The sequence below is a fragment of the Saccharibacillus sacchari DSM 19268 genome, assembly GCF_000585395.1.
Taxonomy (GTDB): Bacteria; Bacillota; Bacilli; order Paenibacillales; family Paenibacillaceae; genus Saccharibacillus; species Saccharibacillus sacchari.
On sequence record NZ_KK073875.1, the window covers coordinates 4,940,266 to 4,964,522 of the forward strand.

At 53.2% G+C, this 24,257-nt stretch carries 25 protein-coding genes; 9 read left to right on the top strand and 16 right to left on the bottom strand.

The annotated features are described in order from the left end of the window. Positions 1–150: 150 nt before the first annotated feature. A complete protein-coding gene (locus SACSAC_RS21375; protein ID WP_037290161.1) occupies positions 151–1,770 on the bottom strand; it encodes an extracellular solute-binding protein in 1,620 nt (539 codons plus the stop codon). A 315-nt stretch (positions 1,771–2,085) separates the two neighbouring features. On the opposite strand from SACSAC_RS21375, the gene SACSAC_RS21380 reads away from it, so the two are divergent. Together SACSAC_RS21380 and SACSAC_RS21385 are read left to right on the top strand one after the other, a co-directional pair. Then, on the top strand, positions 2,086–2,943 hold the full coding sequence (locus SACSAC_RS21380) for an AraC family transcriptional regulator (protein ID WP_037290163.1): 858 nt from the start codon (positions 2,086–2,088) through the stop codon (positions 2,941–2,943). A gap of 141 nt (positions 2,944–3,084) precedes the next feature. Then, positions 3,085–3,279, top strand: coding sequence for a DUF6199 family natural product biosynthesis protein (locus tag SACSAC_RS21385; protein WP_156951059.1), 195 nt, complete (start codon positions 3,085–3,087; stop codon positions 3,277–3,279). 288 nt (positions 3,280–3,567) lie between these two features. On the opposite strand, the gene SACSAC_RS27350 is transcribed toward SACSAC_RS21385, so the two are convergent. From SACSAC_RS27350 to SACSAC_RS21450, 13 genes are all read right to left on the bottom strand, one after another. Continuing rightward, positions 3,568–4,026: a metallophosphoesterase gene (locus SACSAC_RS27350; protein ID WP_051507307.1), complete on the bottom strand. Its 459-nt coding sequence runs from the start codon at positions 4,024–4,026 to the stop codon at positions 3,568–3,570. A gap of 9 nt (positions 4,027–4,035) precedes the next feature. After that, positions 4,036–4,815: a class I SAM-dependent DNA methyltransferase gene (locus SACSAC_RS21395; protein ID WP_037290166.1), complete on the bottom strand. Its 780-nt coding sequence runs from the start codon at positions 4,813–4,815 to the stop codon at positions 4,036–4,038. 104 nt (positions 4,816–4,919) lie between these two features. Beyond that, positions 4,920–5,831, bottom strand: a complete 912-nt coding sequence (locus tag SACSAC_RS21400) for a CvfB family protein (protein ID WP_037290167.1) — start codon at positions 5,829–5,831, stop codon at positions 4,920–4,922. Then, positions 5,828–6,175 carry a ribosome silencing factor gene (rsfS, locus tag SACSAC_RS21405; RefSeq protein ID WP_037290168.1) on the bottom strand — a complete coding sequence of 116 codons (348 nt, stop codon included), beginning with the start codon at positions 6,173–6,175 and terminating at the stop codon, positions 5,828–5,830. The genes SACSAC_RS21400 and rsfS overlap by 4 nt, the downstream gene beginning before the upstream one ends. Before the next feature lie 3 nt (positions 6,176–6,178). Further along, complete coding sequence (gene yqeK, locus SACSAC_RS21410; protein WP_051507308.1) at positions 6,179–6,799, bottom strand: bis(5'-nucleosyl)-tetraphosphatase (symmetrical) YqeK; 621 nt, start codon at positions 6,797–6,799, stop codon at positions 6,179–6,181. Then, positions 6,789–7,373 (bottom strand): nicotinate-nucleotide adenylyltransferase, encoded by a 585-nt coding sequence (locus tag SACSAC_RS21415; protein ID WP_037290169.1) that lies wholly within the window; start codon positions 7,371–7,373, stop codon positions 6,789–6,791. Before SACSAC_RS21415 ends, yqeK begins: the two co-directional genes overlap by 11 nt. 26 nt (positions 7,374–7,399) lie before the next feature. Further along, the gene (gene yhbY, locus SACSAC_RS21420) at positions 7,400–7,690 is read right to left on the bottom strand and encodes a ribosome assembly RNA-binding protein YhbY (protein WP_037290171.1); all 291 of its coding nucleotides are present in this window, start codon (positions 7,688–7,690) and stop codon (positions 7,400–7,402) included. A gap of 74 nt (positions 7,691–7,764) precedes the next feature. Beyond that, positions 7,765–8,604 (bottom strand): shikimate dehydrogenase, encoded by an 840-nt coding sequence (gene aroE / locus SACSAC_RS21425; protein WP_037290173.1) that lies wholly within the window; start codon positions 8,602–8,604, stop codon positions 7,765–7,767. Positions 8,605–8,628: 24 nt separating this feature from the next. Continuing rightward, complete coding sequence (yqeH, locus tag SACSAC_RS21430; RefSeq protein WP_037290175.1) at positions 8,629–9,753, bottom strand: ribosome biogenesis GTPase YqeH; 1,125 nt, start codon at positions 9,751–9,753, stop codon at positions 8,629–8,631. After that, on the bottom strand, positions 9,750–10,277 hold the full coding sequence (locus tag SACSAC_RS21435) for a YqeG family HAD IIIA-type phosphatase (protein ID WP_037290180.1): 528 nt from the start codon (positions 10,275–10,277) through the stop codon (positions 9,750–9,752). The genes yqeH and SACSAC_RS21435 overlap by 4 nt, the downstream gene beginning before the upstream one ends. A gap of 62 nt (positions 10,278–10,339) precedes the next feature. Next, the gene (locus SACSAC_RS21440) at positions 10,340–12,586 is read right to left on the bottom strand and encodes a transglutaminase TgpA family protein (protein ID WP_037290183.1); all 2,247 of its coding nucleotides are present in this window, start codon (positions 12,584–12,586) and stop codon (positions 10,340–10,342) included. Beyond that, on the bottom strand, positions 12,583–13,848 hold the full coding sequence (locus SACSAC_RS21445) for a DUF58 domain-containing protein (protein WP_084778259.1): 1,266 nt from the start codon (positions 13,846–13,848) through the stop codon (positions 12,583–12,585). The genes SACSAC_RS21440 and SACSAC_RS21445 overlap by 4 nt, the downstream gene beginning before the upstream one ends. 3 nt (positions 13,849–13,851) lie before the next feature. Beyond that, positions 13,852–14,808 carry an AAA family ATPase gene (locus SACSAC_RS21450; protein WP_037290185.1) on the bottom strand — a complete coding sequence of 319 codons (957 nt, stop codon included), beginning with the start codon at positions 14,806–14,808 and terminating at the stop codon, positions 13,852–13,854. A gap of 336 nt (positions 14,809–15,144) precedes the next feature. Between SACSAC_RS21450 and SACSAC_RS21455 the strand changes: the two genes are divergently transcribed. From SACSAC_RS21455 to SACSAC_RS21465, 3 genes are all read left to right on the top strand, one after another. Further along, a complete protein-coding gene (locus SACSAC_RS21455; protein ID WP_037290189.1) occupies positions 15,145–16,218 on the top strand; it encodes a M42 family metallopeptidase in 1,074 nt (357 codons plus the stop codon). A gap of 116 nt (positions 16,219–16,334) precedes the next feature. After that, positions 16,335–16,592 (top strand): helix-turn-helix domain-containing protein, encoded by a 258-nt coding sequence (locus SACSAC_RS21460; protein ID WP_037290191.1) that lies wholly within the window; start codon positions 16,335–16,337, stop codon positions 16,590–16,592. 123 nt (positions 16,593–16,715) lie between these two features. Next, entirely contained in the window at positions 16,716–17,465 is a 750-nt protein-coding gene (locus SACSAC_RS21465; protein ID WP_037290193.1) for a YwaF family protein, read from the top strand. 11 nt (positions 17,466–17,476) lie between these two features. Here SACSAC_RS21465 and SACSAC_RS21470 read toward each other — a convergent pair whose 3' ends face one another. Next, the gene (locus SACSAC_RS21470; RefSeq protein WP_037290196.1) at positions 17,477–18,262 is read right to left on the bottom strand and encodes an SDR family oxidoreductase; all 786 of its coding nucleotides are present in this window, start codon (positions 18,260–18,262) and stop codon (positions 17,477–17,479) included. 421 nt (positions 18,263–18,683) lie between these two features. On the opposite strand from SACSAC_RS21470, the gene SACSAC_RS27810 reads away from it, so the two are divergent. Then, positions 18,684–18,821: a DUF1540 domain-containing protein gene (locus SACSAC_RS27810; protein ID WP_084778263.1), complete on the top strand. Its 138-nt coding sequence runs from the start codon at positions 18,684–18,686 to the stop codon at positions 18,819–18,821. 90 nt (positions 18,822–18,911) lie between these two features. Here the strand turns inward: SACSAC_RS27810 and SACSAC_RS21475 are convergent, their stop codons facing one another. After that, a complete protein-coding gene (locus tag SACSAC_RS21475) occupies positions 18,912–20,723 on the bottom strand; it encodes an alpha-glucosidase (protein WP_051507309.1) in 1,812 nt (603 codons plus the stop codon). A gap of 229 nt (positions 20,724–20,952) precedes the next feature. On the opposite strand from SACSAC_RS21475, the gene SACSAC_RS21480 reads away from it, so the two are divergent. From SACSAC_RS21480 to SACSAC_RS21490, 3 genes are read left to right on the top strand one after another with little or no spacing between them, the layout of a single operon-like run. Continuing rightward, positions 20,953–21,954 (top strand): Gfo/Idh/MocA family protein, encoded by a 1,002-nt coding sequence (locus tag SACSAC_RS21480; protein WP_037290199.1) that lies wholly within the window; start codon positions 20,953–20,955, stop codon positions 21,952–21,954. Position 21,955: 1 nt separating this feature from the next. After that, positions 21,956–22,966: an AraC family transcriptional regulator gene (locus SACSAC_RS21485; RefSeq protein WP_084778265.1), complete on the top strand. Its 1,011-nt coding sequence runs from the start codon at positions 21,956–21,958 to the stop codon at positions 22,964–22,966. After that, complete coding sequence (locus SACSAC_RS21490; protein WP_037290201.1) at positions 22,959–24,044, top strand: Gfo/Idh/MocA family protein; 1,086 nt, start codon at positions 22,959–22,961, stop codon at positions 24,042–24,044. Before SACSAC_RS21485 ends, SACSAC_RS21490 begins: the two co-directional genes overlap by 8 nt. Positions 24,045–24,257: the final 213 nt, after the last annotated feature.

Below are 24,257 nucleotides of genomic sequence, written 5' to 3' on the forward strand. Positions count from 1 at the left end.
GGAACGTATTGATCACCGTCGGCTTTTTCTTTTTGTAAGCCCGCAGATTAACCGGATTTTCGTAAGGGTTTTTGGGAACCATTCGGCAGGTCTCTCCTTTCGCGAAAACGGGAGCCGCCTTCGTATGGACGAAGACGGCCTCCCTGCTTTTTAATGCGTGCTCACGTATTCGTCATAGTATTTCTGGATGATTTCGATATTTTTGTCGATGCCGGTCTTTTGCACGTTGCCGACGTATTCGTTCCACTGCTCTTCGACGCCGCCCTTAGTGATCCATTCCGCCCATTTGGACATCGTCAGCGACAGCATGGCCGTGTTGTTCAGAGTCATCGTGTTGTTGTCCTCGACGCTGTACTTGATGAACATGCTCGGCAGGACGTCTTTTTCTTTGTCGATGCCGTCCAGCGCCGCCTTAAGCGGTTCCGTTTGCGCGCCGACCGACTGCATGTCCGTGCCTAACTCCAGCTTGAGCGAATCGGCGATGTACATCGGGCCGTTGTCCGCCCACGTCGTCGTCCATTTCCATGTGCCCGGGTCCATCGCCGCGTCTTCCGGAGGCAGCACCGCGTACGAACCGTCGCCTTTGTCTTCGATGTTGGTGCCGATCGAACCGAACAACACCTGCATGCTGACGGTCGGATCGTACAGTTCATTGATGAACTTCATCGCGGCATCTTTGTTTTTGGACGTGGACGCCAGCGAGACCATGTTGACGCCGTAGTTCAGCGAGTTATAATCGTACGTCCAGGACAGTTGATCGCTCGAGCCCGCATTTTCTTTCAGCGGAGCGAGCGATTCGTACTGCGGCGCCAACGTGTTGCCGACGCGGTCGGTTACTTCCCAACCCCACGTGAAGCCGACGGCTGCCGTGTCTCCGTTGCCGCGCGCGACCGACTGGTACTTCGTATAATCCTGCGTGAATACTTCCGTATTGATCAGGCCGGCCGCGTAGCATTTGTGCAGGAACGCGACCAAATCTTTATAGCGCTCGTCCGTGAAAAAGTTTTTGACTTGCCCGTCTTCGACGAAATAGCCTTGGCCGCTGTTGTCGGTGAGCGTGATTCCCTGACTGCCCAGCAGTACCGTCGGCATAAACGCTCCGAAGCCGCCCGTGCCGCTCGGCGCGAAGTCCATCGGAATCTCGTCGTTCGCGTCTCCGTTGCCGTTGGCATCCTTCTCCTTAAACGCGACCAGCACGTCATACAGTTCATCCCAGTTGGTCGGTTCTTTCAGTCCCAGATTTTCCAGCCATTGCTTGTTGATAAACTGACGCGTCGTCGTCTCCGGCCAGAACCGCTGATACTTCGGCAGACCATAGATTTTCCCGTCAAGCTGCGTCGCAATCGCTTTCGTTTCCGGTTTTTCGTCGAACATCTTTTGGACATTCGGGGCATCGGCGGCAATCAACGGCGTCATGTCTTCGAACAATCCCGGGAACTGCGCATAGTCGGCATCCGTAATCGCGTTCGGCCCGATGATCAGATCCGGGATGTCGCCGCCTGCGAGCAGAGCGCCCTTTTTCTGTCCCCAGTCCGCGCTGACTTCCTGCCATTCGATCTCGACGCCCGCTTTTTCTTCGACTTTTTGCAGCCATTCCATTTTCGAAAATTCCTGCGTCAGCGGGTGCTTGGTCATGATCGCCGTCAGTTTGACTTTGCCGTCCGGCGTCGTTTGCCCACCTTCGCTGCTTCCTTCGTCCGAACCTCCGCACCCCGACAACAAACCTGCTCCAAGTGCCAGAACTGCCAGAATCGACATGCTTTTTTTCATTCCGATTCCCTCCATTTTTTGATTGCCGGATTGCCGCAGAGAAGCAAAAAAGTATATGTGTATAATGCTTCTCCGTCTGCCTTCACGGCCCCCTTTTGATTTTCGACGCTTTTTTGAATCCGCTTTCAAATCGATTTGATGACTCTAGATTAATCGCTTTTGACGGTCTTACAAATAGTTTAAAGTTCGAATAAGTGTCAAAAGGTTAGGTTTGTGAGGGAGGGTATCTAGTCGGTTGAGGGGTTTTGTGTTAGCTTTAAATTAGGGACTTCATGCGAAAAAAAGACAAAATCAGACAAAGGGGGCTCTGCTTTGATGATTGCGTACGAACTATCTGTAGATACTCCGGTTGAGCTTGCGATTACCGGTAAATTCGTCGCGCCCGATGCCAACTGGATACATTTGAGCCGGACTCTGATGGACTATGAACTGATGGTCGTGACGGAGGGCGTGCTGTACCTGGCCGACGGTTCGCAGCAATTCACGGTAACCGAAGGCGAATATCTGCTGCTGCCGCCTTCTACTCAGCAATACGGCTATAAGGTATCGTCTTGCAGCTTTTACTGGTTGCATTTTTCTTCGAAAGAGCAAAATGTGGTCACGGTGGACGCGACGGGAGGATTGCCTCGCAAAGAAGATCAGAAGATTATTCTTCCGCGTTACGGGAAACTGAAAAGCCTGGAGAAAATGATCGTGATGATGAAGCAGCTTCAGGATTCGGTGCGCAGCTATGATATGTCGTCGCTTAACAATTACATGTCCACCGTCATTTTATGCGAGTTATATAACCAACTTTTTCACACCGACTCTACCCTGGTCAAAAAGACCCGGCAGGAGCAGCTTTACCACGATATCGTCGATTACATCAAATGGAACCGCGGCGAGCCTGTCAGGGTGTCGCAGATCGCGGACGTGTTCGGCTACAACGAGAAATATTTGTCGCATCTCTTCTCCTCGATTGCGGGCGTCTCGCTCAAACAGTATATTTTGCAGCAAAAAATGGAACTGGCCAAATACCTGCTCACCGACACGAACCAAAACATCAGCGAGGTCTCCGTCAAGCTGGGGTATACCGATTCCCACAATTTCATGAAAGCGTTTAAAAAGATCGTCGGGTTGACGCCGAGCGATTTTCGAAATGCGTATGCCAAGCGATTGCTGTTTTACGAGTGAGCTCCAACCGATCAAGCAACAAAAACTTTTCGTTTTTTTCCGCGTATAACGAAGACATAAGGTTGTCGTTTCGGGTAAAGGTATAATACGTATTATGCCGAAATGACGTATTCGTTTGCCGGAAAGGAGCTGGCGGGCATCATGTTCCTGTTTTTTCTGATTCTTGTTGCAATTGGGGCAGTGAACGTGCTGGCGCCGCAGTTCGTTTGGCGGATCCGGTACGGGAAACTGGCTGGAGAAAATTCGGAGCCGAATCCGTCTTTTTTGACGCTGAGCCGATTGGCGGGGATGATGGCTTTGGTGGGGGCGACGCTGATTTTGACGAATGGGTTGTGAAAAGTCCTATTCGTTGGGGAAGCTGGGGGGCTGCGGGGGAAATTCGTTCAAAACGCTGTCTCACGCAGAAAGCCTCCGGCTTTCCGCGTTCAAAGGCGTTTTTCACTGAATTTCCCCCTTCGCCTGTCGCTTCGCAAGAATAAGACCTTTTCACAGCAGTAGTCTTTCCTTTAAGGGGTAAAAGGGGAAGGCTTTTTGTTTTGGATGTTGTAATCATCTAAATTTAAATTTGTATGTATGTGCGTGTTGGAAGGCGTCGAGCTTGCCTCGAAGTTGGCACTTATCTCTTTAATCGATGCTGGGGAGGCTTTCTGAAGTGAGAATGCCTGATTCATCGATCAGGAGGGCGTTGAGGCGGGCGCCAAATTTAATGCCGCCGTCGATGCCGATGATTTGGGAGCCGAACCAAGGGCTATGGAGGACAGGGTTGCCGTGCAGGTTGGAGCAGGCGTCGTGGCCGAAGATGACGGTTCGGTTGTTAGCATAAGGCAGAAGGCGGTGTTCGTTGCCGTCTAACCAGTTCAAAAACAATTCATCGTGGTTACCGCCTAGTACTTGCACCTTTGCGGCATCTTGAGCACATAGATCCATGACGGCACGGACGGTGCCCAGAGAATCCGGGCCTCCGTCCACATAGTCGCCGAGCAGGAACAAACGGTCTTCGTTCGGTTTATAATCGATCTTTTGCAAAAGCGCCATCAATGTTTGAGCATGTCCGTGAATATCGGATACCGCAATCGTTCTCATGGCTTCCTCCTACTTAATCGCCACGTAAAATAAACGCTCCGATTCCTCGTTGTTTTTTTTCCATTCAAAATCTGCATAAGTCTCTACGTTCGAAAAGCCTGCTCGCAGCAGTGCTTCGCGAAGCCACTCCGGATCGTAAGCGCGCTCCACATGGAATTCGTCGAAACGTTCGTAAGTGTCTTTCGATCTGCTTGAATCGCTTGGTCGGCGCACGAAAATTCGTAAATGATGCTCGATCTCCACGCGCTCTTCGTCTAACCCGCAAGTCCAAATATACGAGATATCGCCTTCGTCCAAAACGAAAGGTTGTTCTTCTTCATAGCGGAGCAATGTATTCGGGTGATGGACGTCGAACAAGAAGGTTCCGCCGGGCTTCAGACCCTCGCAGGTGGCACGAAAAGTAGCTTCGATCTGCTCTTCTTCGGTTAGATAATTCAAGCAATCGCAAAAGGAAATAACCGAATCGACAGGCTCGGGCGCGGCCCATTCCGTCATATCCTGACAAGCGAAACGAAGGCTTCCGCTGCGCAGCAGTCCCTGAAGCATCGGACGCTCATCCGCTTTGTCGCGTGCCACGGCCAACATATCCTCCGACAAGTCGATTCCCGTCATTCGGTACCCCTGCTCGGCCAACATCGCGGTTAGCGTACCCGTCCCGCACCCCAGTTCGACGACCTCGCTCGGCTCGCCGTACTTTTTCCAGGCTTCCAGCGTGAATCTTTGCCACTTGGCATAAGGCATATCCTGCATGAGTTCATCGTATACGTATGCGAATTTTCCGTAAGACATCTTTAGGCCCCTTCCCGTTCAACTTGTATCTTCTATGGGATTTTTTCCATAAAAAAACGGCTCTTTCCTTTCTCGGAAACGAGCCGCTTGTATCCTTTTAACGATTACTCCGCGTCGGAAGAAGCTTCCTCAGGCGACTTCAGGCGCGTCCAGTTCTCATCCTGTTCGATCAGCCCCTGCTTCATCAATCGACCCAGCGCGCGTTTGAACGCGGCTTTGCTGATTCCGAAGCGAAGCTTGATAATATCAGGTCCGGTCTTGTCCGAGTACGGCATCTGATTGCCTTCGCGGGTACGCATATAGGCCAGAATCTTCTCCGCATCTTCGTCCATGCCGATCTCTTTCGGCTGCGCCATCGAGAGATTGACGCGACCGTCTTCTTCGCGGATCCGCGTAACGCGAACATCGATCACTTCGCCCAAACGCAGCGGACGCGGACGTTCCGAAGAATGGATCAGGCCGATCGCGCCGAAGCCCAGCACGCCGCCTTCGATAATGACGAACGTTCCCATCTGAAGCGGACGGTACACGGTCGCTTTCATCCATTGGTTTTTCCACGATTCCGGAGCGTTGAAGCACAGCGGCGACAACTCTTCTTCACCCGATGTGCGGGCAAGCAATCGGCCCTGCTTATCGCGGTCCATCCGCACATAGATCCGGTCGCCGACTTCAGGTTGAAGCTCCGGCGTTTCCGGCAGCTCGCGCTTAGGCAACAGCAACTGACGGCCGAGACCCATTTCCAGGAAGCAGCCCAGACGCGGGTGAATGTCGGCTACTTCGAGAGCCGCGATTTCGCCGAAAGTCAGCAGCGGTTTTTTCATCGTGGCAATCAGGCGGTCTTCGGAGTCGTGGTGAATAAACACTTCCGTCTCCTGACCGTTGCGGAATTTCATGTTGCCTGTACGTTCCGTATACGGCAGCAGTACTTCTTCCTCGCCGTTTGTCATGAAAAAGCCGTGCGGCGACACTTCGCGTGCGACCTTCAGCTTGACGATTGTGCCGGCTTCGAGACTCATACGGTTTCCACCACTTTCGCATCCGACCAGACGCGTTCGATATTGTAATATTCGCGCTCATCGCGGTGGAACACATGAACGATCACGTCGCCGAGATCGATCAGTACCCAGCGTGCGGAGTCCATGCCTTCAATACCGCGGATCGGCGCGCCGGCATCATTTGCGCGTTTGCGCACTTCGTTCGCGATAGCTTGGACTTGAGTATCGGAATTACCGTGGCACACGACAAAATAATCGGCCACAAGCGAGATTCCGGTCAGATCCAACGCGACTACGTTCATTGCTTTTCTTTCCGCAACGGCCTCCGTCGCAAGTTGAAGCAATTCTTTTGGTTTTACACTCATTCGTTATCCTCCCTTATTTTCGGTAACCGGCTTGGCCTGACCGGCCTGCTCGCGCTGGGCAAGCTGACGAATCAGGTCGTTGCGGGCCAGTACCGTTGTCGGAAATATCGTTTGTCCCCGTTCGACCAATACGCGAAGCGTCGAGTCGAATCCGGCGATCAAACCTTCTTCCAGGCTAAGCTGCGCTTTTTCCCGTATCAAATCCACGCCCGGAAAATCGCGTCCCGGCTCGATGTAATCGGCCAAGCACACAATTTTGTCGAGCAACGTCATATTTTCGCGTCCCGACGTGTGGTAACGGATCGCATCGATCACTTCGCGGTCTTCAATGCCGTACTCGTGCTCTGCCACGTAAGCGCCGACCTCCGAATGCCACATCGGGGCATCGTAGTTGAGCAGGTCGGCATCGAGTCCGTTATCGGCGATCACCGCGGCCTGACGCTGCACCGGCCAATATTTGGCGACGTCGTGTATGATCGCGGCGAGTTCCGCCCTAGCGGGATCGGCACCGTAGCGCTCGGCCAATTCGATTGCCGATTGCATCACGCCGAGCGTATGACGCCATCTCCGATCCGGCATCTGCGACGACACATGCTCAATCAGTTCCTCGCGCTTAAGTCGCATGATTTTCGCTCCTTTGCAAATAATCATAGACTTTGTCCGGTACGAGGTAACGAGCTGAACGACCGCCTTTCAATCGCTCGCGAATCTCGGTTGACGAGATTTCGAGCTGCGGCATATCGACATGATCGATGACTTCGGCCACCGCTTCCGGAAGCACGGATCTGTCCAGCACGTAACCGGCGCGGCCGACGGCGGCAAAGCGAGTCATTTTTGCCAAATCTTCGATGCGTTCCCACTTCGGCAGATAATTGACCATATCCGTCCCGATAATAAAATGAAAATCATCATCGGGATATTGGCCGGTCAGCGTCTCCATCGTATCGGCACTGTACGACACGCCTCCGCGGCGCAGTTCAATATCCAATGTCCGAAAAGCAGGTTGTTCGCCGATGGCCAATTCCACCATGCGCAGCCGTTCGTCGCTGGAGAACCCGGCCTCGGCTTTATGCGGAGGGATATGGGAAGGCATGAACCAGACTTCATCCAAATCAAGCGCCTCGCGCACTGTTTCAGCGGCAACCAGGTGCCCGATATGAATCGGATCAAACGTTCCGCCCATAATTCCGATTTTCAAAACCGTCCACTCCTCCGCTTGCCTTTTTACGGCAGTTCGATTTGCTTGTGTTCGCGCGATTCTTTGTACAGGATGATCGTACGACCGATCACTTGCACCAATTCGGCTTCCGCAGCTTCGGCCAGCTCGACTCCGAGTTGTTTCGGCTCTTCCGCGCAGTTATTCAGCACCGATACTTTCATCAATTCCCGCAGCTCGATCGCCTCGTTGATATGGCGAACCAGTTGGTCATTGAGACCTCCCTTACCGATTTGGAAGATTGCATCGAGATGATGAGCCTGCGAACGCAGGTAGCGTTTTTGTTTGCCTGTCAGCATAAGTTTAATTGACTCCTCTTTTTCGAAAATGACTGTGCTTATCGTTTATTTACCCATTTCAAATCACGTGACGGTCAGAGCTTCATGTTCGCAAGTACCGCGCTTCGCATTGCGTCGACCGGAGCGGACACACCCGTCCAATACTCAAAGGCATAGGCTCCTTGATAGACGAACATGCCCAGTCCGCCGTGTATGCGGCAACCCTTTCGGCGCGCCAATTGCAGCAGTCGGGTTTCCAGCGGATTATAAATCAAATCGCTGACGATCTCGGTGCCTTTCAGCAGCTCGATATCCAGCGGGACGTTATCCGTATGCGGATGCATGCCGACCGAGGTCGTATTGATCACAAGGTCCGCATCTTGCAAAGCCTCGGCCGTGCGAGACGAAGGCAGCGCCACGATATCGGCCAGATCGCCCCACTCGGACGCCAGCGCTTCGGCACGCTCCGGCGTCCGGTTCAGTAAGGTGATCCGGTCAGGCTTTTCGGCAGCCAACGCATAAATGATGCCGCGAGCAGCTCCGCCGGCCCCGAGCACAACGATGCGGCGGCCCGTAAGTTCAGCCGCCGCTTCTTCCTTCAAAGATCGAACGTAACCAATCCCGTCCGTATTGCGACCGATCAAGCGACCGGCTTCATTCACGATCGTATTAACCGCTCCGATTCGCCGGGCATCTTCGGTCAACGCGTCGAGATATTGCATGACATGCTCTTTATGGGGAATCGTAACGTTAAGGCCGCGATAGCCTTCTTCCCGCATGGTGCGGATCATGTCTTCAAGCTGGTCCGGCTTCACATGCAGCACCGCATAATCGCCGGCAATCCCCCGCTCGCGCAGTGCGGCCGCATGCATGATCGGCGACTTGGAATGCGCGATCGGATCTCCGATCACGCCAAGCTTCAACGGTTGATTCAACGTCTCTTCCTCCTAAGCCTCAAGTTAAATCAGCGAATCCCGCATGATGACCTTAACGCCTTTCGGTGCATGCACCGCTACTTTCGCCCCGCTTTCACCGTTTGCTTTCACCCAGCCAAGACCGGAAACGAACAGGTCCTGTGCGCCGCCTTTGGGAATGCGGAACTCATGACGCGTCCAGTCGGGCATCTTCTCCGCTTCTTCGCGCGACGGCGGAGTCAGCAGTTCGCCGACATGGTCAGCGTACAGTTCGTCCGCGCGTCCAAGCTTGGTCCGATGCAGGTTCAAAGCTCCGCTTGTATAGAACGTGAACGATTGGCGCGCGCCTTCGATGAAGTCAAAACGAGCCAATCCTCCGATGAACAACGTTTGTCCTTCGTTCAGCTGATACACGGCCGGTTTCAGCGGCTTCTCCGGCATGATTTTAACCAGATCGCCCGGCGTTACCAATTCCGTATAGCGGGACGGGTACACGATCCCGGGCGTATCCACAATGTAACGACCGTCGTCAAGCGGGATATTGACCATATCCAGCGTCGTGCCCGGATAACGCGAAGTCGTCAATTCTTCTTCAAGGTCGCTGTAGTCGGTGATCAGGCGGTTAATCAACGTCGATTTGCCGACATTGGTCGAACCGACGACATAGACGTCGCGATCCCCGCGGCGTTCTGCCACTTCCTGAAGCAAACGATCGAAGCCCAGATTCTTTTTCGCGCTGCACAACACGATTTCTTCGGTCTTCAAGCCCAGTTCTTTCGCTTGCTTCTGTACCCAGTTCCGAACCTTGTTCCAGTTTGTCACTTTAGGCAGCAGATCGATCTTGTTAACCGCGAGAATAACCGGATTGCTGCCGACGAAGCGTTGCAGTCCGGTAATCACGCTACCCTGGAAGTCGAACAGATCGACGATGTGAATAACCAGTGCTTTGCGTTCGCCGATCTGACCCAGCATACGCAGGAACTCGTCTTGATTCATCGCGACCGATGCAACTTCATTATAGTTTTTGATGCGGAAGCAACGGCGGCAGATTTGCGCGCCGTCCTCCTTCAGCTTCGGAATATATCCGATTCCTGCCGGGTCTTCCGTTTGAAGCGGTGCTCCGCAGCCGTTACAACGGATTACTGCGGAACCTTCAAGTCTTTCTGTCATTTCTTCTTTTCCTCCTCAAGCCACTTGCCCACCTTGCGCAGACGTCCAATTGCGACACGCTCGACTTTTCGATTGAACCGCGTGCGCCAGCCTTCGTCGCTGATCGCGATCGGCAGCACCAGCACGGTGTACAAGCCCAATCTGTTCCCTCCGAGCACGTCGGTCAGCAGTTGATCGCCTACGACGATCGTCTGCTTTTCATTCAATTCCATAAGCTTCATCGCTTTACGGAACGGTGCATGGGACGGCTTGCGTGCCGCATGCACAAATCGGATATCGAGCGGCGTCGCAAAGACGGACACGCGGTTCATATTATTGTTGGATACGATCACAAGCTGAAAACCGAGTTCCTTCACTTTTGCGAACCATGCAATCAGTTCAGGCGTAGCGTTAGGGGCTTTCGCTCCGACCAATGTATTATCCAGGTCAGTGACGATCCCCCGGTAGCCCCGGTTATACAAATCTTCCAGATCGATATCAAATACGGTATCAACTTGGAGCTTCGGCAACAGTGCATCGAACAAGTTGTGGTCACCTCGTTGCATTAGTCTTTAAACTCAAACTATATCACAGTGAACGCTCCGCGTCAGCTACCGGATTGCGGCAAATTCGGCAGAACCGGATAGTACCCCTTCCAGCTCTTCCGCAGTCCGGAAGAATACTGCTGCATCTCTGCCCATTCCTCTGTCGTTACCCGTTCCGGACTATACCGGGCTTTTTCGAACATTCTCAGGATCGGAGCCAACGCGGCCTCCGTCCCGGTAACCGCTGCTTCCCAACGCGCAACCGATTCGCGCAGCGTCTCATTCTCTTCGCGCTTCAATCCTTTTCTCTTCAGGAAGCGCAGGAATCGCTCGGTTTCCAGCACGATTTTTTGACCGTCCGTAAGCGGACCGCCCATTCGCAGTCCCATGAAGAAGAAATAGATCGATCGACGGCGAAGCCAGAGCAGGTAGCTGCCCCAAGCCGCAACAACGACAGCCGCAGCGACAACAATAATCGGCACGATCTTCGAATCGTCTTGATCCGTCGAAGCGGAAGCCGCCTGTTCGGCTTGTTCTTCCTCTTGTTCCGGCTGCTGCTCGGGTTCTTGCGTCACGTCGGCATCGGCAGGAGTCACCGCTTCTTGCAGCAACGGCATATTGAATCCGCGCGTAGCTTCAACCGGTACCCAGCCGTAATCGCCGAAGTACACCTCAGCCCAAGAGTGGGCGTTAGCATTCGTGACTTCGTACTGCGAACTGTTTTCGTTTTCGGCAAACTGCTGCGGAATGTCGCTGGTCGCCGGGTTGCCCGGCGAATAACCTTTGACCCAACGCGCCGGAATGCCTTGCGAACGAGCCATCATCACCATGGCCGTAGAGAAGTAATCACAATATCCTTCTTCAATCTCGAACAGGAAACTTTCGACGAAATCATCGCTCTCCCGACGGGATAAAGCCGGGTTGTTCGTATAGGTATAGTTTTGTTGCAGATATTGCTGAAGCAGGTAGACCTTCTCATACGGGGTCTCTCCGTCTTTTGTAATATCGGCTGCCAAATTCGTCACGCGCTGCGGAAATCCGCGCGGAACCTGCACATATCTAGGATCAACGCCGTTCGGATATAGTTCCGCGGCCGTCGCGGCTTTAAGCGAATCGACCGGAATCACGGGAACTTCGGATGTAATCGTGTACGTTTTGGGATAGATCGTCGTTCCGCGGCCTGCGCGTTCCTGCCAATGCAGCTCGCCCTGTTCAGGCTTCCACTGCATGCGGGCTTCTCCGTTTTCAATATCCAGGCTCTCTACCGTATTGATGGAAAAGGCACCGAATAATACGGGATAAGTCGTATCGCCCTGCATCGTGACTCGCTGGCGCACCGTTTTGGTCGGCGTAAGCGGAGCGGCCTCGCGCTCCAAGGCTTGCTCGCGCTGCACGTCTTCAAGCGTACCCCAACCGCTGTCCGCATCCCAACCGCTTCCGGTGTAAGTCATTCTCGTCTCGCCCCGCCAGTAGCTGCGCTCTGTCGATTCGACCGTCATAACCGGCGTGAAGTCGAAGTTGAATCCGCCGCCGAGCTGCCCGTCTTCGCGACTATAGCCCGACGCGGAAGCCTGTCCCTGGAGCAGACCGCTTCCGTTAAACGCAACATTCGAGGTTCCCTGCATCTGCCTCCAAGCCGTATACGGATCGGTCAATATGGGCTGCACAAACGGCATATTCACACCGGCCAAAATGACCAATGAAAAGACGACGGCCGTATTGATAAGCAACTTGAACGGATTGCGCCGAATCGCCTTCCAACCTTTCGGAAAGCGGGATTGGAAGCGGCGAAAATGATCGCAGACCAACCAGCCCATCGTCGCAAACACGATCCAGGCAACGGCTTTCCAGAGCGATACGACCGTAAAAGAATCCAGCGCGGCCAAAGGTACGATATTCAGAAAAGCAAAAACCAGAATACGCCGCTGGCTATTGATGGCACGTACGCAAAACTCGAACAATAACCAGGCGATCAAGGCAAACCAAACATAAGGGAACATCGCCTCGGAAAATTGTTCGGCTCTTGCAGCCAACAGGCCCTCCGGTTGAAAAATGCCGTAACGCTCCAGCGTCGCGTACATGACGATCACAAAAAGAGCGGCCTTAAGCCCCAAGCGTAACCAGGATTCAGTCGGCAGCAGCACATGAACAATCGCGACCGCCGTCAATACACCGAGCACCAACGCATTCGTTTCGTCAAACCAGATGGTTCGTGTATAGGTTAACCACTGAATCGCAATGATCATTAACCAGACCGTCGAGACGCCCATGTACCACGATGACTTAAACGATTCAACCCACTTCTTCATCGGATTCCTCCTTCCAGCACGGCCGGCAACTCGTCAAGACCGCCGACCCGGTAAGCCGCGACCCCCTTGGTCCGGAGCGAAGACGCCCACTGCCGGGACGCGTTGGAACTTTCTCCTTCCGATCCAGGAGCTTCCGCGATCTGAACATGGCAAAAACTCATCTGATGCGTCTGCGCAAAGCGCACCAGTTCCATGACAGGACCGTCCGAGAGCGGCGTGAGCACGACCAGAATGACGCCTTTCGGCAAGCGGGTCAATGCCGATTCAAGCCCTGTAAGCAGGGAACCGCCGCCCTTGGGATCTAAATCGACCAGGTGATCCATCATCGCGTGCAATCTGGATCGTCCCTGCGCAGGTTCGAACACGCGAACTTCGCGTCCTAACGAGCACAGTCCCATCGGAATCGACTCGCGCCCTCCGTATTCAAGCAGCGAGGCTGCTGTAGAGACCGCCGTCTCGAACTGTCTGGCCGAACGATAGTGATTCTCGTACGTGTCGAGCACGACCATCGTCTTAGGAATCGATTCATATTCAAATTCCTTGGATTTCCATTCCCCGGTGCGGGCCGTAGCGTTCCAGTGAATACGCGAGATCCGATCTCCGTAGACGTAATCGCGCACGCCCCCGACCTGATTCGTTTCGCGACCGGACACATGCCCTACCGACTGCGGCCCCAGCAGACGATTGCGTCGATCCAGGAGCTGCCATTTCGCGATATGGGCCGTTCTCGGCAGCACGCGGAATTCCCCGCGCGCCGAAAAGGAACCCCGATGCTCGATCAGACCGAAAATATCTTCCGTCACGCACTCCGTCTCGGAAAAAGCATAACGTCCGCGCTCTAGCGGAGGCGTCTGAAACAACAGTTCGCCGCGCCCGTTCAAGCTGGGCACCAGACTTTCTTCAAAGGACCAGGTCTCGCCGCTATGGCGCTTGAGCGTCTCCCGCACGATCACATAAGGCAAAGGCAAAAATCCGGGAATTTCCAAGTGCAGGCGAACCCGAATTTGATCGCCTGCATGCAGCACCCCGCCCCACTCGCCCGGTTCGCCGGAAAATTGACGCTCACCGCGAGCGCGCGCGATTCCGTTCAGGCCGCCGAATAACAGATATAAACCGAACAATGTGACCATGGCGAACAGCATGATCGAAGTCTTGCCGCCCTGGAACAACAAATAGAACAGACAACACATCCAGACCGAGAGCAGCATCGACATTTTCGCCGGGGAAAGCTTCGGCTTAAAAAGATTCCAGATTTCCCGCATCCGTTAACGTCCCATCGATACCGGCACGCTGCTGGCGGCCAGCAGATTACGGATGAGCGATTCGGCATTCAGGCTGTCGAGGCGTGCTTCCGGGCGGATCAGAATACGATGCGGCAATACATAAGGCGCCAATTCCTTGATATCATCCGGCAAAACAAAGTCGCGTTCGTTAATGAAGGCATACGCCTTCGCCGCAAGCGAGAACGAGATCGAAGCGCGCGGGCTGGCACCCAACAATACGGATGGATGCTCGCGCGTCGCGCGGATGATGCCCAACATGTACGAGGTAACGGCGTCATTCATATGCACTTCGCGCACTTCCCGCTGGATCCCCGCGATCGTCGCCATGTCCGTAACCGCATGAAGCTGATCCGCCGGCTGGCCGACGCGGTTGGCGCCGATCAGGCTTTTTTCCGTCTCCAAATCCGGATAGCCCATATGAAGCTTCATCATAAAGCGGTCAAGCTGCGCTTCCGGAAGCACGTAAGTACCCTCGAAGTCGATCGGGTTTTGCGTCGCGCACAGCATGAACGGATGCGGCAGCGGATGCGTCTCTCCGTCAACGGTCACGCTGCGCTCTTCCATGGCCTCCAGAAGGGCGGATTGCGTTTTGGTCGTCGCCCGGTTAATTTCGTCCGCAAGCAGAATATGGGACATGATCGGACCCGGACGGAATTGGAAACGCTCTTCGCGGGGATGATAGATGGATACGCCCGTAATGTCGGTCGGCAGCAAATCGGGATTGCATTGAACGCGTCGATACACGCCCTCCATCGAGCGAGACAAGGCTTTAATCATCTGCGTTTTGCCGGTACCGGGTACGTCTTCGATCAAGACATGCCCCCCGGCGAGCAACGCGGTCATCAATAATTTTATCTCAAAGGTTTTCCCCAGTATGCATGATTCAAGATTGGACCTTACTGCGGTAACGATCTGCATGGATTCGGAACTTACGGACATATGGACAACCTCCTAAGTCATTCTCCTATTAGCTTGTCAACTCTCAATCAGAGGATTACGTTTGGCTGAAACGCACACGCTTTAGGTGCGTTTCAGCCAGGCGTAACCTTACTTTTGACGTTGACAAGGTACTACTACCCTGTCAAAGCTTCTTGCAAAAGCCACTTCAGTAGTGCCTATATTGTACATGATCGAAGCCCTGAAAGCACATCCCGTGCCGGAAAAGAAGATTTGGTCGCGCGCCCGTGACAATTCTTGCATAAGCCTGCATACTAGAAGGATAGCGAACGCGGAGGTTTTTCGCGTTTCGGATTTTTTCGATAGGAGAGTGCATAGATGAATAACGAAACATTGGCATTGTTTAAAGAGCTGACCGAGTTCCCGGCGGCACCCGGGTTTGAGCGCGATTTGCGCGCATTGGTCAAAGATAAACTGTCTGCTTACACAGAAGAATTCGTTCAAGACCGCATTGGCAGTTTGTTCGGAGTTAAGCGCGGTCCCGAGGACGGGCCGAAGGTTATGGTTGCCGGGCATTTCGATGAAGTCGGCTTCCTCGTAAACGGGATTACCGAAACCGGACTTGTCCGCTTCCAGCCGCTCGGCGGTTGGTGGAGCCAGGTCGTCCTGGGTCAACGTCTTCAAATCATCACCGAAAACGGTCCCGTTGTCGGCGTAGTCGGCTCGACTCCGAAGCATTTGCTGGGCGAAGCGGAAGCCAGTCGTCCTGTCGACCTGAAAATCATGTACATCGACCTCGGCGCCGACGATCGTGCGGAAGCGGAAAGCTTCGGCATTAAAGTCGGTCAACAGATCCTGCCGATTTGCGAGTTCACTCCCCTGTCCAATCCCAAGAAAATTATGGCTAAAGCCTGGGATAACCGTTATGGCGTAGGCCTTGCGATCGAGTTAATGAAAGAAGTACACGGGGAGCAATTGCCCAATACGTTATACAGCGGAGCAACGGTTCAAGAAGAGGTCGGACTCCGCGGAGCACGAACAGCGGCAAACCTGATCCAACCCGACATTTTCTTCGCTTTGGACTGCAGCGCCGCGAACGATATGACGGGCGACCGCAACCTGTTCGGACATCTGGGACAAGGCGCGCTGCTTCGCATCTTCGATCCAACCATGATTACTCACCGAGGCCTGCTGGAGTACATTCAAGATACGGCTTCGACGCATAAAGTCAAAGTTCAACCGTTCATCTCGCCGGGCGGCACGGATGCGGGTCAAGTACACTTAAGCGGAATCGGCGTGCCTTCAACGGTCATCGGGATCTGCGGACGCTATATCCATACTTCTTCGTCGATCATTCACACGGATGATTACGCGGCAGCAAAAGAGCTTCTGATCCGTCTGGTTCGCGGATTGGACCGCACCACGCTCAATACGATTGTTGAACGAGCGTAAAGTCAACCTGCATTTGTTCAAAAAATGATCTTTTTTATTATTTTTTAACCTTTACTTGTAAAAAACCATCAGAAAAAGACTGTCCCGTCCGATATAAGTCTTAAGGGGTGGTTTTAGTGGCAACTAAAGGACAAACGTTCTGCAAGTACAGCTATGAAACAAAGTTGAGAGCCGTTCAAATGCGTATGGACGGAATGACCAAAAAGCAGGTGGCGAAAGAGCTCGGCATCTACGACCTCAATCGTCTGAAGATTTGGATGCGTAAATATAAAGCTGAAGGCGAACTAGGTCTAATTGACCACAGAGGCAGACGGGAAGACGCATACTTGGAGCAGGATTTCATGGAACCCGAGATGGCTGCCCAAAGCGTTTAATGAATGCCCTGCATGATTTCTCATCGTTGGTTGCACAAAAAGCGGCAAACCCGAATCCAAGCTGAATCTCAGCCCGGGGACGCCGCTTTTTGGCGTATTGGTCGAAATACGATTCAAGCATGAATGGAGGCCTGTCGCGTGTTCGCTTCTTTTTTCTCTTCCAATGTTTCCGAGCCGTTTGCCGCATTTTCCGCCGCTCACCTGAGTGCATTGGGTTTATTTGCAGCTGCCGCAATTTCGATGTTTATTTTTCGAAGTGCAATCCGTTCCGGATCCAAACTTAAACAAGCGTTGCGCCTCATGCTTCTCATCGCTTTGGTTGCAACCGAAGTTTCTTTACATATCTGGTATATCGCGTCGGATGTCTGGAATGCTCGATATACATTACCGCTTGAGCTATGCAGTCTAATGCTTCTTGCCGCGATTATCATGCTGATTACGCGCAGCCGCTTTTTGGCCGGGCTTGTCTTTTTCGCGGGGATTGGAGGCGCTTTGCAGGCACTCTTGACGCCTAACCTGGCTTACGAGTACCCGCATTTTCGTTTTGTGCAGTTTTTTATCGCTCACGCTGCCATTATTTTGTCCGCGCTCTACATGGTTTGGATCGAGCGTTTCCGTCCTACTTGGCGAACCGTTTTCACGGCAATGTTATCGCTGAACGTCATCGCGTTGGTCGTGTATCTGCTGGACTGGATTTTGGATGCCAATTACATGTTCTTGCGCAGAAAGCCGGATACCCCGTCCATACTCGATCTGTTCGGCGATTATCCGCTTTACATTTTGGTTGAAGAACTGCTGGCGCTTTTTACGTTTACTACGCTGTATATCGTATTCTTCGCCATTCCGGATGCGCTGCGGCGAAAAAAAGAGTAAAACAAGTTACTTTAAAGAAGCGATTCGGCACCGTCCACGAAAATCTCCGTGCCGCTGATATGCGAAGAATCATCGGAGCTTAAGAACAGAACGAGCTTGGCGACTTCTTCCGGTTTGCCGGGACGCCCTTCCAGCGGATGGCTGCCTTCCGGGTATTCGACCGGAATCGCGATCTTTTTCAAATCGTCGCTCGGGAACGTGTTTTTGCCGATATTCGTTTCGATGGCGCCGGGACAAATGACGTTGACGCGAATCTTGTAACGGGCCAATTCCAGCGCCGCCATTTTCGCAAAAGCGACTTGTCCCGCTTTTGACGAGGAATACGCCGAAAAACCGGTACCCGAGAACGCGCGGCTTCCGTTGATGGAGCTTGTAATCACGACGCTTCCTCCCTGCTTTTTCAAGTAGGGGATCGTATATTTGACCGTAGCGAACGTCCCGCGCAGATTCGTCTCCAACGTCCGGTTCCAATCCTCGATTTCCATCGTTTCGATCGGAGCTGCCGCTCCGTTGATTCCCGCATTGGCGAAAACCGCATCGATCCGTCCCCATGTCTCGCCTACGCGCTGAACAGCCGCCTGCACCGATTCAGGACGCGATACGTCGCATTCGATCGCAAACGCTTCGCCGCCGGCTTTCTCGATCTCCCGCTTCGTTTCTTCCGCCGTATCGGTCGTAAGTTCCAACAAAGCGACTTTCGCGCCTTCGGCGGCCAAAAGAATAGCGCTTGCTTTTCCGATTCCCGAACCTGCTCCTGTTACTACGGCTACTTTTCCGGCCATTCTTCCGTTTGTCATATGAATTCTCCTCCGTTTTCTTTAAAGGGTTGTCGGTATAAGCTTTGCTTGGTTTTGCGTTTCCGTCATGTATTCGGTAACCTTCTCGCTTTCTTCTGAAACCGTTTACGAGAACCGGATATAAAATGTTTTCAAAAATTTAAGGTTTACTATTGAATGCGACATCGCGATATGTTAAATTGATTAAGAACTTGAGAGTGACTCTCATTCTCCCGAGAATAAAACTCATTATCTCGACAATGAAAATCATCCTCACTATTTCCGAACATTATCGGCATTTTTATTGCTGATTATTCATATTTTTTTATAAAACGCGGGTTGCGGACCTGCTTATTTGTGTTATATTGATTTTAGAAGTTTTGTTGCCTCGTCGGTGAGTTTGCAGCAAACCAAAATCCAATATGACACGGAGGTTTTACACATGTCCACGATCCAATGCCAAGTTTCCGATTGCACGAACTGGGAATCCAACACTTGCACAGCCGAGAAGATCGAAGTTGTTTTCGCTCCGGATCACACTGCCGAGTGCACGACGTTCGAAGAAAAGCAAGAAGCTTAATTGCCACATTTATTCGTAAAAAGAAGGGTATCCCGCAAATCGTCTTCGGACTCCGGGACAACCCTTCTTTTTTGTTCCGTTTTGAATAGATCAATCGGCTGCGCTTATGCGATAGATCGCGGATTGATAAGGAAGCAGATCAAGCATGCAGTCTCCCGTCCGGTCGCTTCGTCTCTGAAGCGGAACGCCGGACTTCGAGGGTGCCGAGGTTGCCAAGCCGCTGCCGAGCAGCAGTTCACCCTGTTCGATCAGGCATGCCCATTTCTCTTCGATACGGCAGCTTCGCGATTGATTCGAGAGATTGACCAGCACGATCCAACGTTCCTCCGCCGCTGCGCGCACATAAGCGAACAACCACTCGTCTTCGAGCGCAAGCATGTTCAGATCGCCCCGTGCGGGAACTGGCGATTGTTGCCTCAGCCGGATCAATTGCCGATAGTGATTCAATACGGATGAAGAATCATTTTGCTCATCCTCCGCATTCGCGGCTTGTCCTTGAGGACTGAGCGGAATCCACGGCGTCCCGTCAGTAAATCCTGCTCCCGTTCCTGTTGTCCAATGCATCGGCGAACGTGCCCCGTCCCGACTTCGCGCGTGCAGACTGACGAGAATGTCCCGCTCTGATTCCCCTTCAGCCAACCGTCTTTGATAGGCACTCACCGTTCCTTTATCGCGGTAGTCTTCGAGCGAGCGATAATTCGCGTTCGGCATGCCCAGCTCTTCGCCTTGGTACACAAGCGGAGTTCCGGGCAACGTATGCAAAAAGGTTCCGATCGCTTTTGCCGCGGCGTCGTTCCAGGCTTTGCCTTCCGTTCCTCCGACCCCTGCCCGATCGCCGAATAACGTACCGACCATGCGCGGATGATCGTGCGTGTTGAGATAAAGCGCATAGGCTCCTCGGTTGAACACCTCTTCATACCAGCGCACTACGCTTTCCTTCAGCATGGCAGGCGACCAATCGGGATCCGTTTTCCACGGATTGCCGAAATCTTTGCCCATGCGAACCAATTCCATCTGAAGCACCATATCCATTTCTTTGCGCTCGGGCGCCGTGTAACGGACCACCTCGTCCATCGTCACCGTCGGCGCTTCGCCCAATGTCAGCGTGCCCGGATAGCGTCCGAATGTCGCTTCGTGCAGTTCGCGGAGCATCTCATGGATACGCGGACCGTTTTTATAAAACTGCTGTCCTCTCGGATGTCTCGCATCTTGAGGAGCATCCGGAAAATCCGGGTGCTTCGAGATCATATTGATCGCGTCAAGCCGGAAGCCGTCCACGCCTTTTTCCAACCAAAACCTGATCATTTCATACAGGTCCTGACGCATGGCTTCGCTGTCCCAATTCAAATCCGGCTGCTTTTTATCGAAAATATGCAGATAGTATTCGCCGGTTCGTTCATCGAGCTCCCAGGCCGACTCTTCGGAAAAAGAACGCCAGTTGTTGGGCGGGCCTCCGTCTGCCGCCGGCGGTTTCCAAATGTAATAGTCTCGATACGGATTGTTCGTCGAAGATCGGGAAGCCTCAAACCACGGATGCTCATCCGACGTATGGTTGATCACCAAATCCATAATGAGCTTGATGTCGCATTCGTGTAGCTTGACAAGCAATTCTTCAAACTGCTGCAGCGTACCGTACGCGTCGTGAATCTTATAGTAATCCCGGATATCGTAACCGTTATCCTCCATCGGAGAATCGCATACCGGACCGATCCAGACCGCACTGACGCCAAGCTCGGCCAGATAGCCCACCTTCTCCAACATCCCGCCGATATCTCCCCATCCGTCGCCGTCGCTGTCTTTAAAACTCGGGGGATACAACTGGTACAACACGCCTTCCTGCCAGTCTCGCCCGATGCTTTGCTTCGTCTCGGCTGTATCGATTACCTTGTCTTTGGCCTCCATCGTTCTCCTCCTCGCCGTTCTTCTTAGGGGATAACCGAAAAAAGACGCAGCTAAACAGCGAATGCTTTCAGATAAGAAGCAAATCGTAAACACGAAAAACATTCCGATTCCTTTGTCGTAATATTGAAGGTTAAATGTCGCATGCTTTTAGTGAATTCGCTATTTTCGTATGCTATTTTAAGTATGGAAATGTCAGAATGTTGGATATCGAGTACAGGAGGGTTACACATTGGGAATTCGCATAGGAAAAGTTAGTCTGTGGCATGTCCATGCTTGGGATTATATCGGTCAAGCGCAGGCTCACCCCGACACGGACATCACGGCCGTATGGGATGAGATTCCGCAGAGAGGTCGCGAAGCCGCCGAGAAGCTCGGCGTGCCTTACTACGAGACCTTGGATGAACTGCTCGCTTCGGATGAAGTGGACGCGGTCATTGTGGACGCGCCGACGAATCGGCACAAAGAAGTGATGATTGCTGCCGCTCGCGCGGGCAAACATATCTTTACGGAAAAGGTGATCGCTCCAACCGAAACGGAAGTGAAGGAAATTATTGCGGAAGTGGAACAGGCAGGTATCAAATTGACGGTCTCCCTTCCTCGTCTGAACGACGGTTACACGCTGGCGATTCAGGATATCTTGGAACGCGGATTGCTGGGTCAAGTCACTTATGTCCGGGTCAGATTGTCGCATGACGGCGCGCTCGCGAACTGGCTGCCGGAGCATTTCTACAATGCCGAGCAGTGCGGCGGCGGCGCTTTGATCGACCTGGGCTGTCACCCGATGTATCTGTCCGCGCTGTTCCTCGGCGAAGCGATCACCGGCGTCAGCGCCAACTTCGGCTACATAACAGGCAAAGAAGTCGAAGATAACGCTCTGGCTACGCTGTTTACGGCATCCGGCGCAATCGCTTCGGTAGAAGCCGGCTTCATCAATGCTTACTCTCCATTCACGGTGGAAGTGCACGGAACGGAAGGGACCGTTCTTTACGGCACGCCGGATAGCAAGCTGCTGCTTCGTTCCAAGCGAGACGAAGCAGCGGCTGAATGGACGGAACAGCCTTTGCCTGCCAACCGCGAAAGCGCGTTCGAGCAATGGGTTCGCCATATCCAAGAAGATACGCTCGCTTCGGAAAATATTGCCGCGGCGATCCAGCTTACGCGTCTGATGGAAGCAGCCAATCGTTCAGCGAAAACAGGTTCGGTCGTTTCCCCGCAAGAGCTGAACGGTTAACATGGGTGGACATATCGCGCATGCCGCGCCTTTTCCCTACGAGACGATGTTTGAAAAAAGCGATTTGCTGGAGCGGCTTGAGATTGCGGTGACCTGGGGCCACTACGAGATTCGCGTGCTGCGCTTTCATTTGACCTCATTCGAACCGGGGCGCGTCATTAGTTTTCATAATCACTCGACCTACGAATTTCATTTTATTCCGCGCGGAGCGGGCCGGGTCATTCTTGGCGATCAACCCTATTCCTTGTCGGACGGCATGCTGTATCTGACCGGCCCCGGCGTGATGCACTATCAAGAAGCCGATTCGCAGCAAGCGATGGAAGAGTTATGCCTGCATCTGGATATCGTGCCGAAGACCAATCCGTCCGTTGATCCGTGGGAAGCGGCGGAAGCGGAAGAATGCATGCAGAAACTGAACGCGCTTCCTCCTAGACCTACGCAGGACAGCTACGGCGCCATGCCTTGTTTTCTGGATGCTTATGAAGCCTGCGAGAGCAAACGACTCGGTTACTACACCGATATTCGAATGCAGGTCGTCTCGATTTTGCTAAAAACGATTCAAGCGTACGATTCGGGCGACGTCGGAATGGAAGCGCCAAGTCGCGACATGGTGGCTTACCGCTACGAATACGCCGTCCGTTATATGGAAGCCAACTACACGTCCGGGCTGCGCTTGGAAGACGTCGCGGAAAAGTTGGACCTCAGCGCTCGCCAGCTTCAACGTATTTTCCGCGATATTGATCCGACCCGGCCTTTCAGCCGCGTGCTGGAAGATATTCGATTGCGCGCGGTCTGCGATCGTCTGCGAACCGGAAGCCTGTCGATTGAGCGGATTGCCGAACTTGAAGGATTCTCGACAGCGGCTTACCTGCATACCGTTTTTCGCAAACGCATGGGCATGTCGCCTTCCGTGTATCGGAGAGCGAAACAATCCGAGCTGCATCGTCAGCCGGCCGAAGCGCCCATTCCCCTGTTTTCCCATTCCAAAAACGAGGTGAATCATCATGAGTAAAACGTATAAAATCGGTATCGTCGGCTGCGGCGGCATTGCCAACGGCAAGCATCTTCCGAGTCTGAGCAAATTGAAAAACGTCGAACTGGTCGCCTTCTGCGATCTGGTGCCGGAGCGCGCGGAAGAAGCCGCAGCCAAATACGGCAGCGAAGGCGCAAAAGTATACACCGACTATACCGAATTGCTGAAAGACGGTTCGATCGACATCGTGCACGTCCTGACGCCGAACGAATCGCACGCACGCATCTCCATTGCGGCTCTGGAATCGGACAAACACGTCATGTGCGAAAAACCGATGGCCAAAACAGCAGCCGAAGCCCGTCAAATGGTCGAAGCGGCGAAAAAGTCCGGCAAAAAGCTGACCGTCGGTTACAACAACCGTTTCCGCCGCGACAGCCAGTATTTGAAAAAGATTTGCGAAGCGGGCATGCTCGGCAATATCTATTATGCCAAAGCGCATGCGATTCGCCGCAGAGCCGTTCCGACATGGGGCGTGTTCCTGGACGAAGAAAAGCAAGGCGGCGGCCCGTTGATCGATATCGGGACTCACGCGCTCGATCTGACGCTGTGGATGATGGATAACTACAAGCCGAAAGTCGTGCTGGGCACCAAATACCATGAGCTTTCCCAACGCGAGAACGCAGCGAATGCTTGGGGACCTTGGGACCCGGAGAAATTCAAAGTGGAAGACTCCGCATTCGGGATGATCGTGATGGAAAACGGAGCCACCGTGGTGCTGGAATCGAGCTGGGCGATCAACTCGCTGGACGTGGACGAAGCGAAATGCAGCCTCAGCGGCAGCGAAGGCGGAGCGGACATGAAAGGCGGTCTGCGCATCAACGGCGAAGAGTTCGGCCGTCTGTATACGAAAGAAGTCGATTTGTCTTCCGGCGGCGTCGCGTTCTATGAAGGCAAAGCGGAAAGCGACTCCGATCTGGAGATGTATCGTTGGATCGACGCGATCGAAAACGATCTGACGCCGACTGTGACGCCGGAGCAGGCATGCGTGGTGTCGGAGATTCTCGAAGCGATTTACGAGTCGGCGCGGACGGGCAAAGCGGTGTACCTCAACGAGTGAGTGAGTGTGGGCGCTTCGGGAGAAATTCGCTCAAGACGCTGTCTCACTCGGAAAAGTTGATTGGAATTTTTAGTTGAAGTTTTCCAAGTTCAAAGGCGTCTTTCGCTGAATTTCTCCCTCCGCTGGCGTCTCGCTCGGAGGTAAAAAGTAAGGAATGATGCATGGCGGCTTTTTGATTAAGCCGCCGTATATCGGATTTTTGTATTTTAGTCA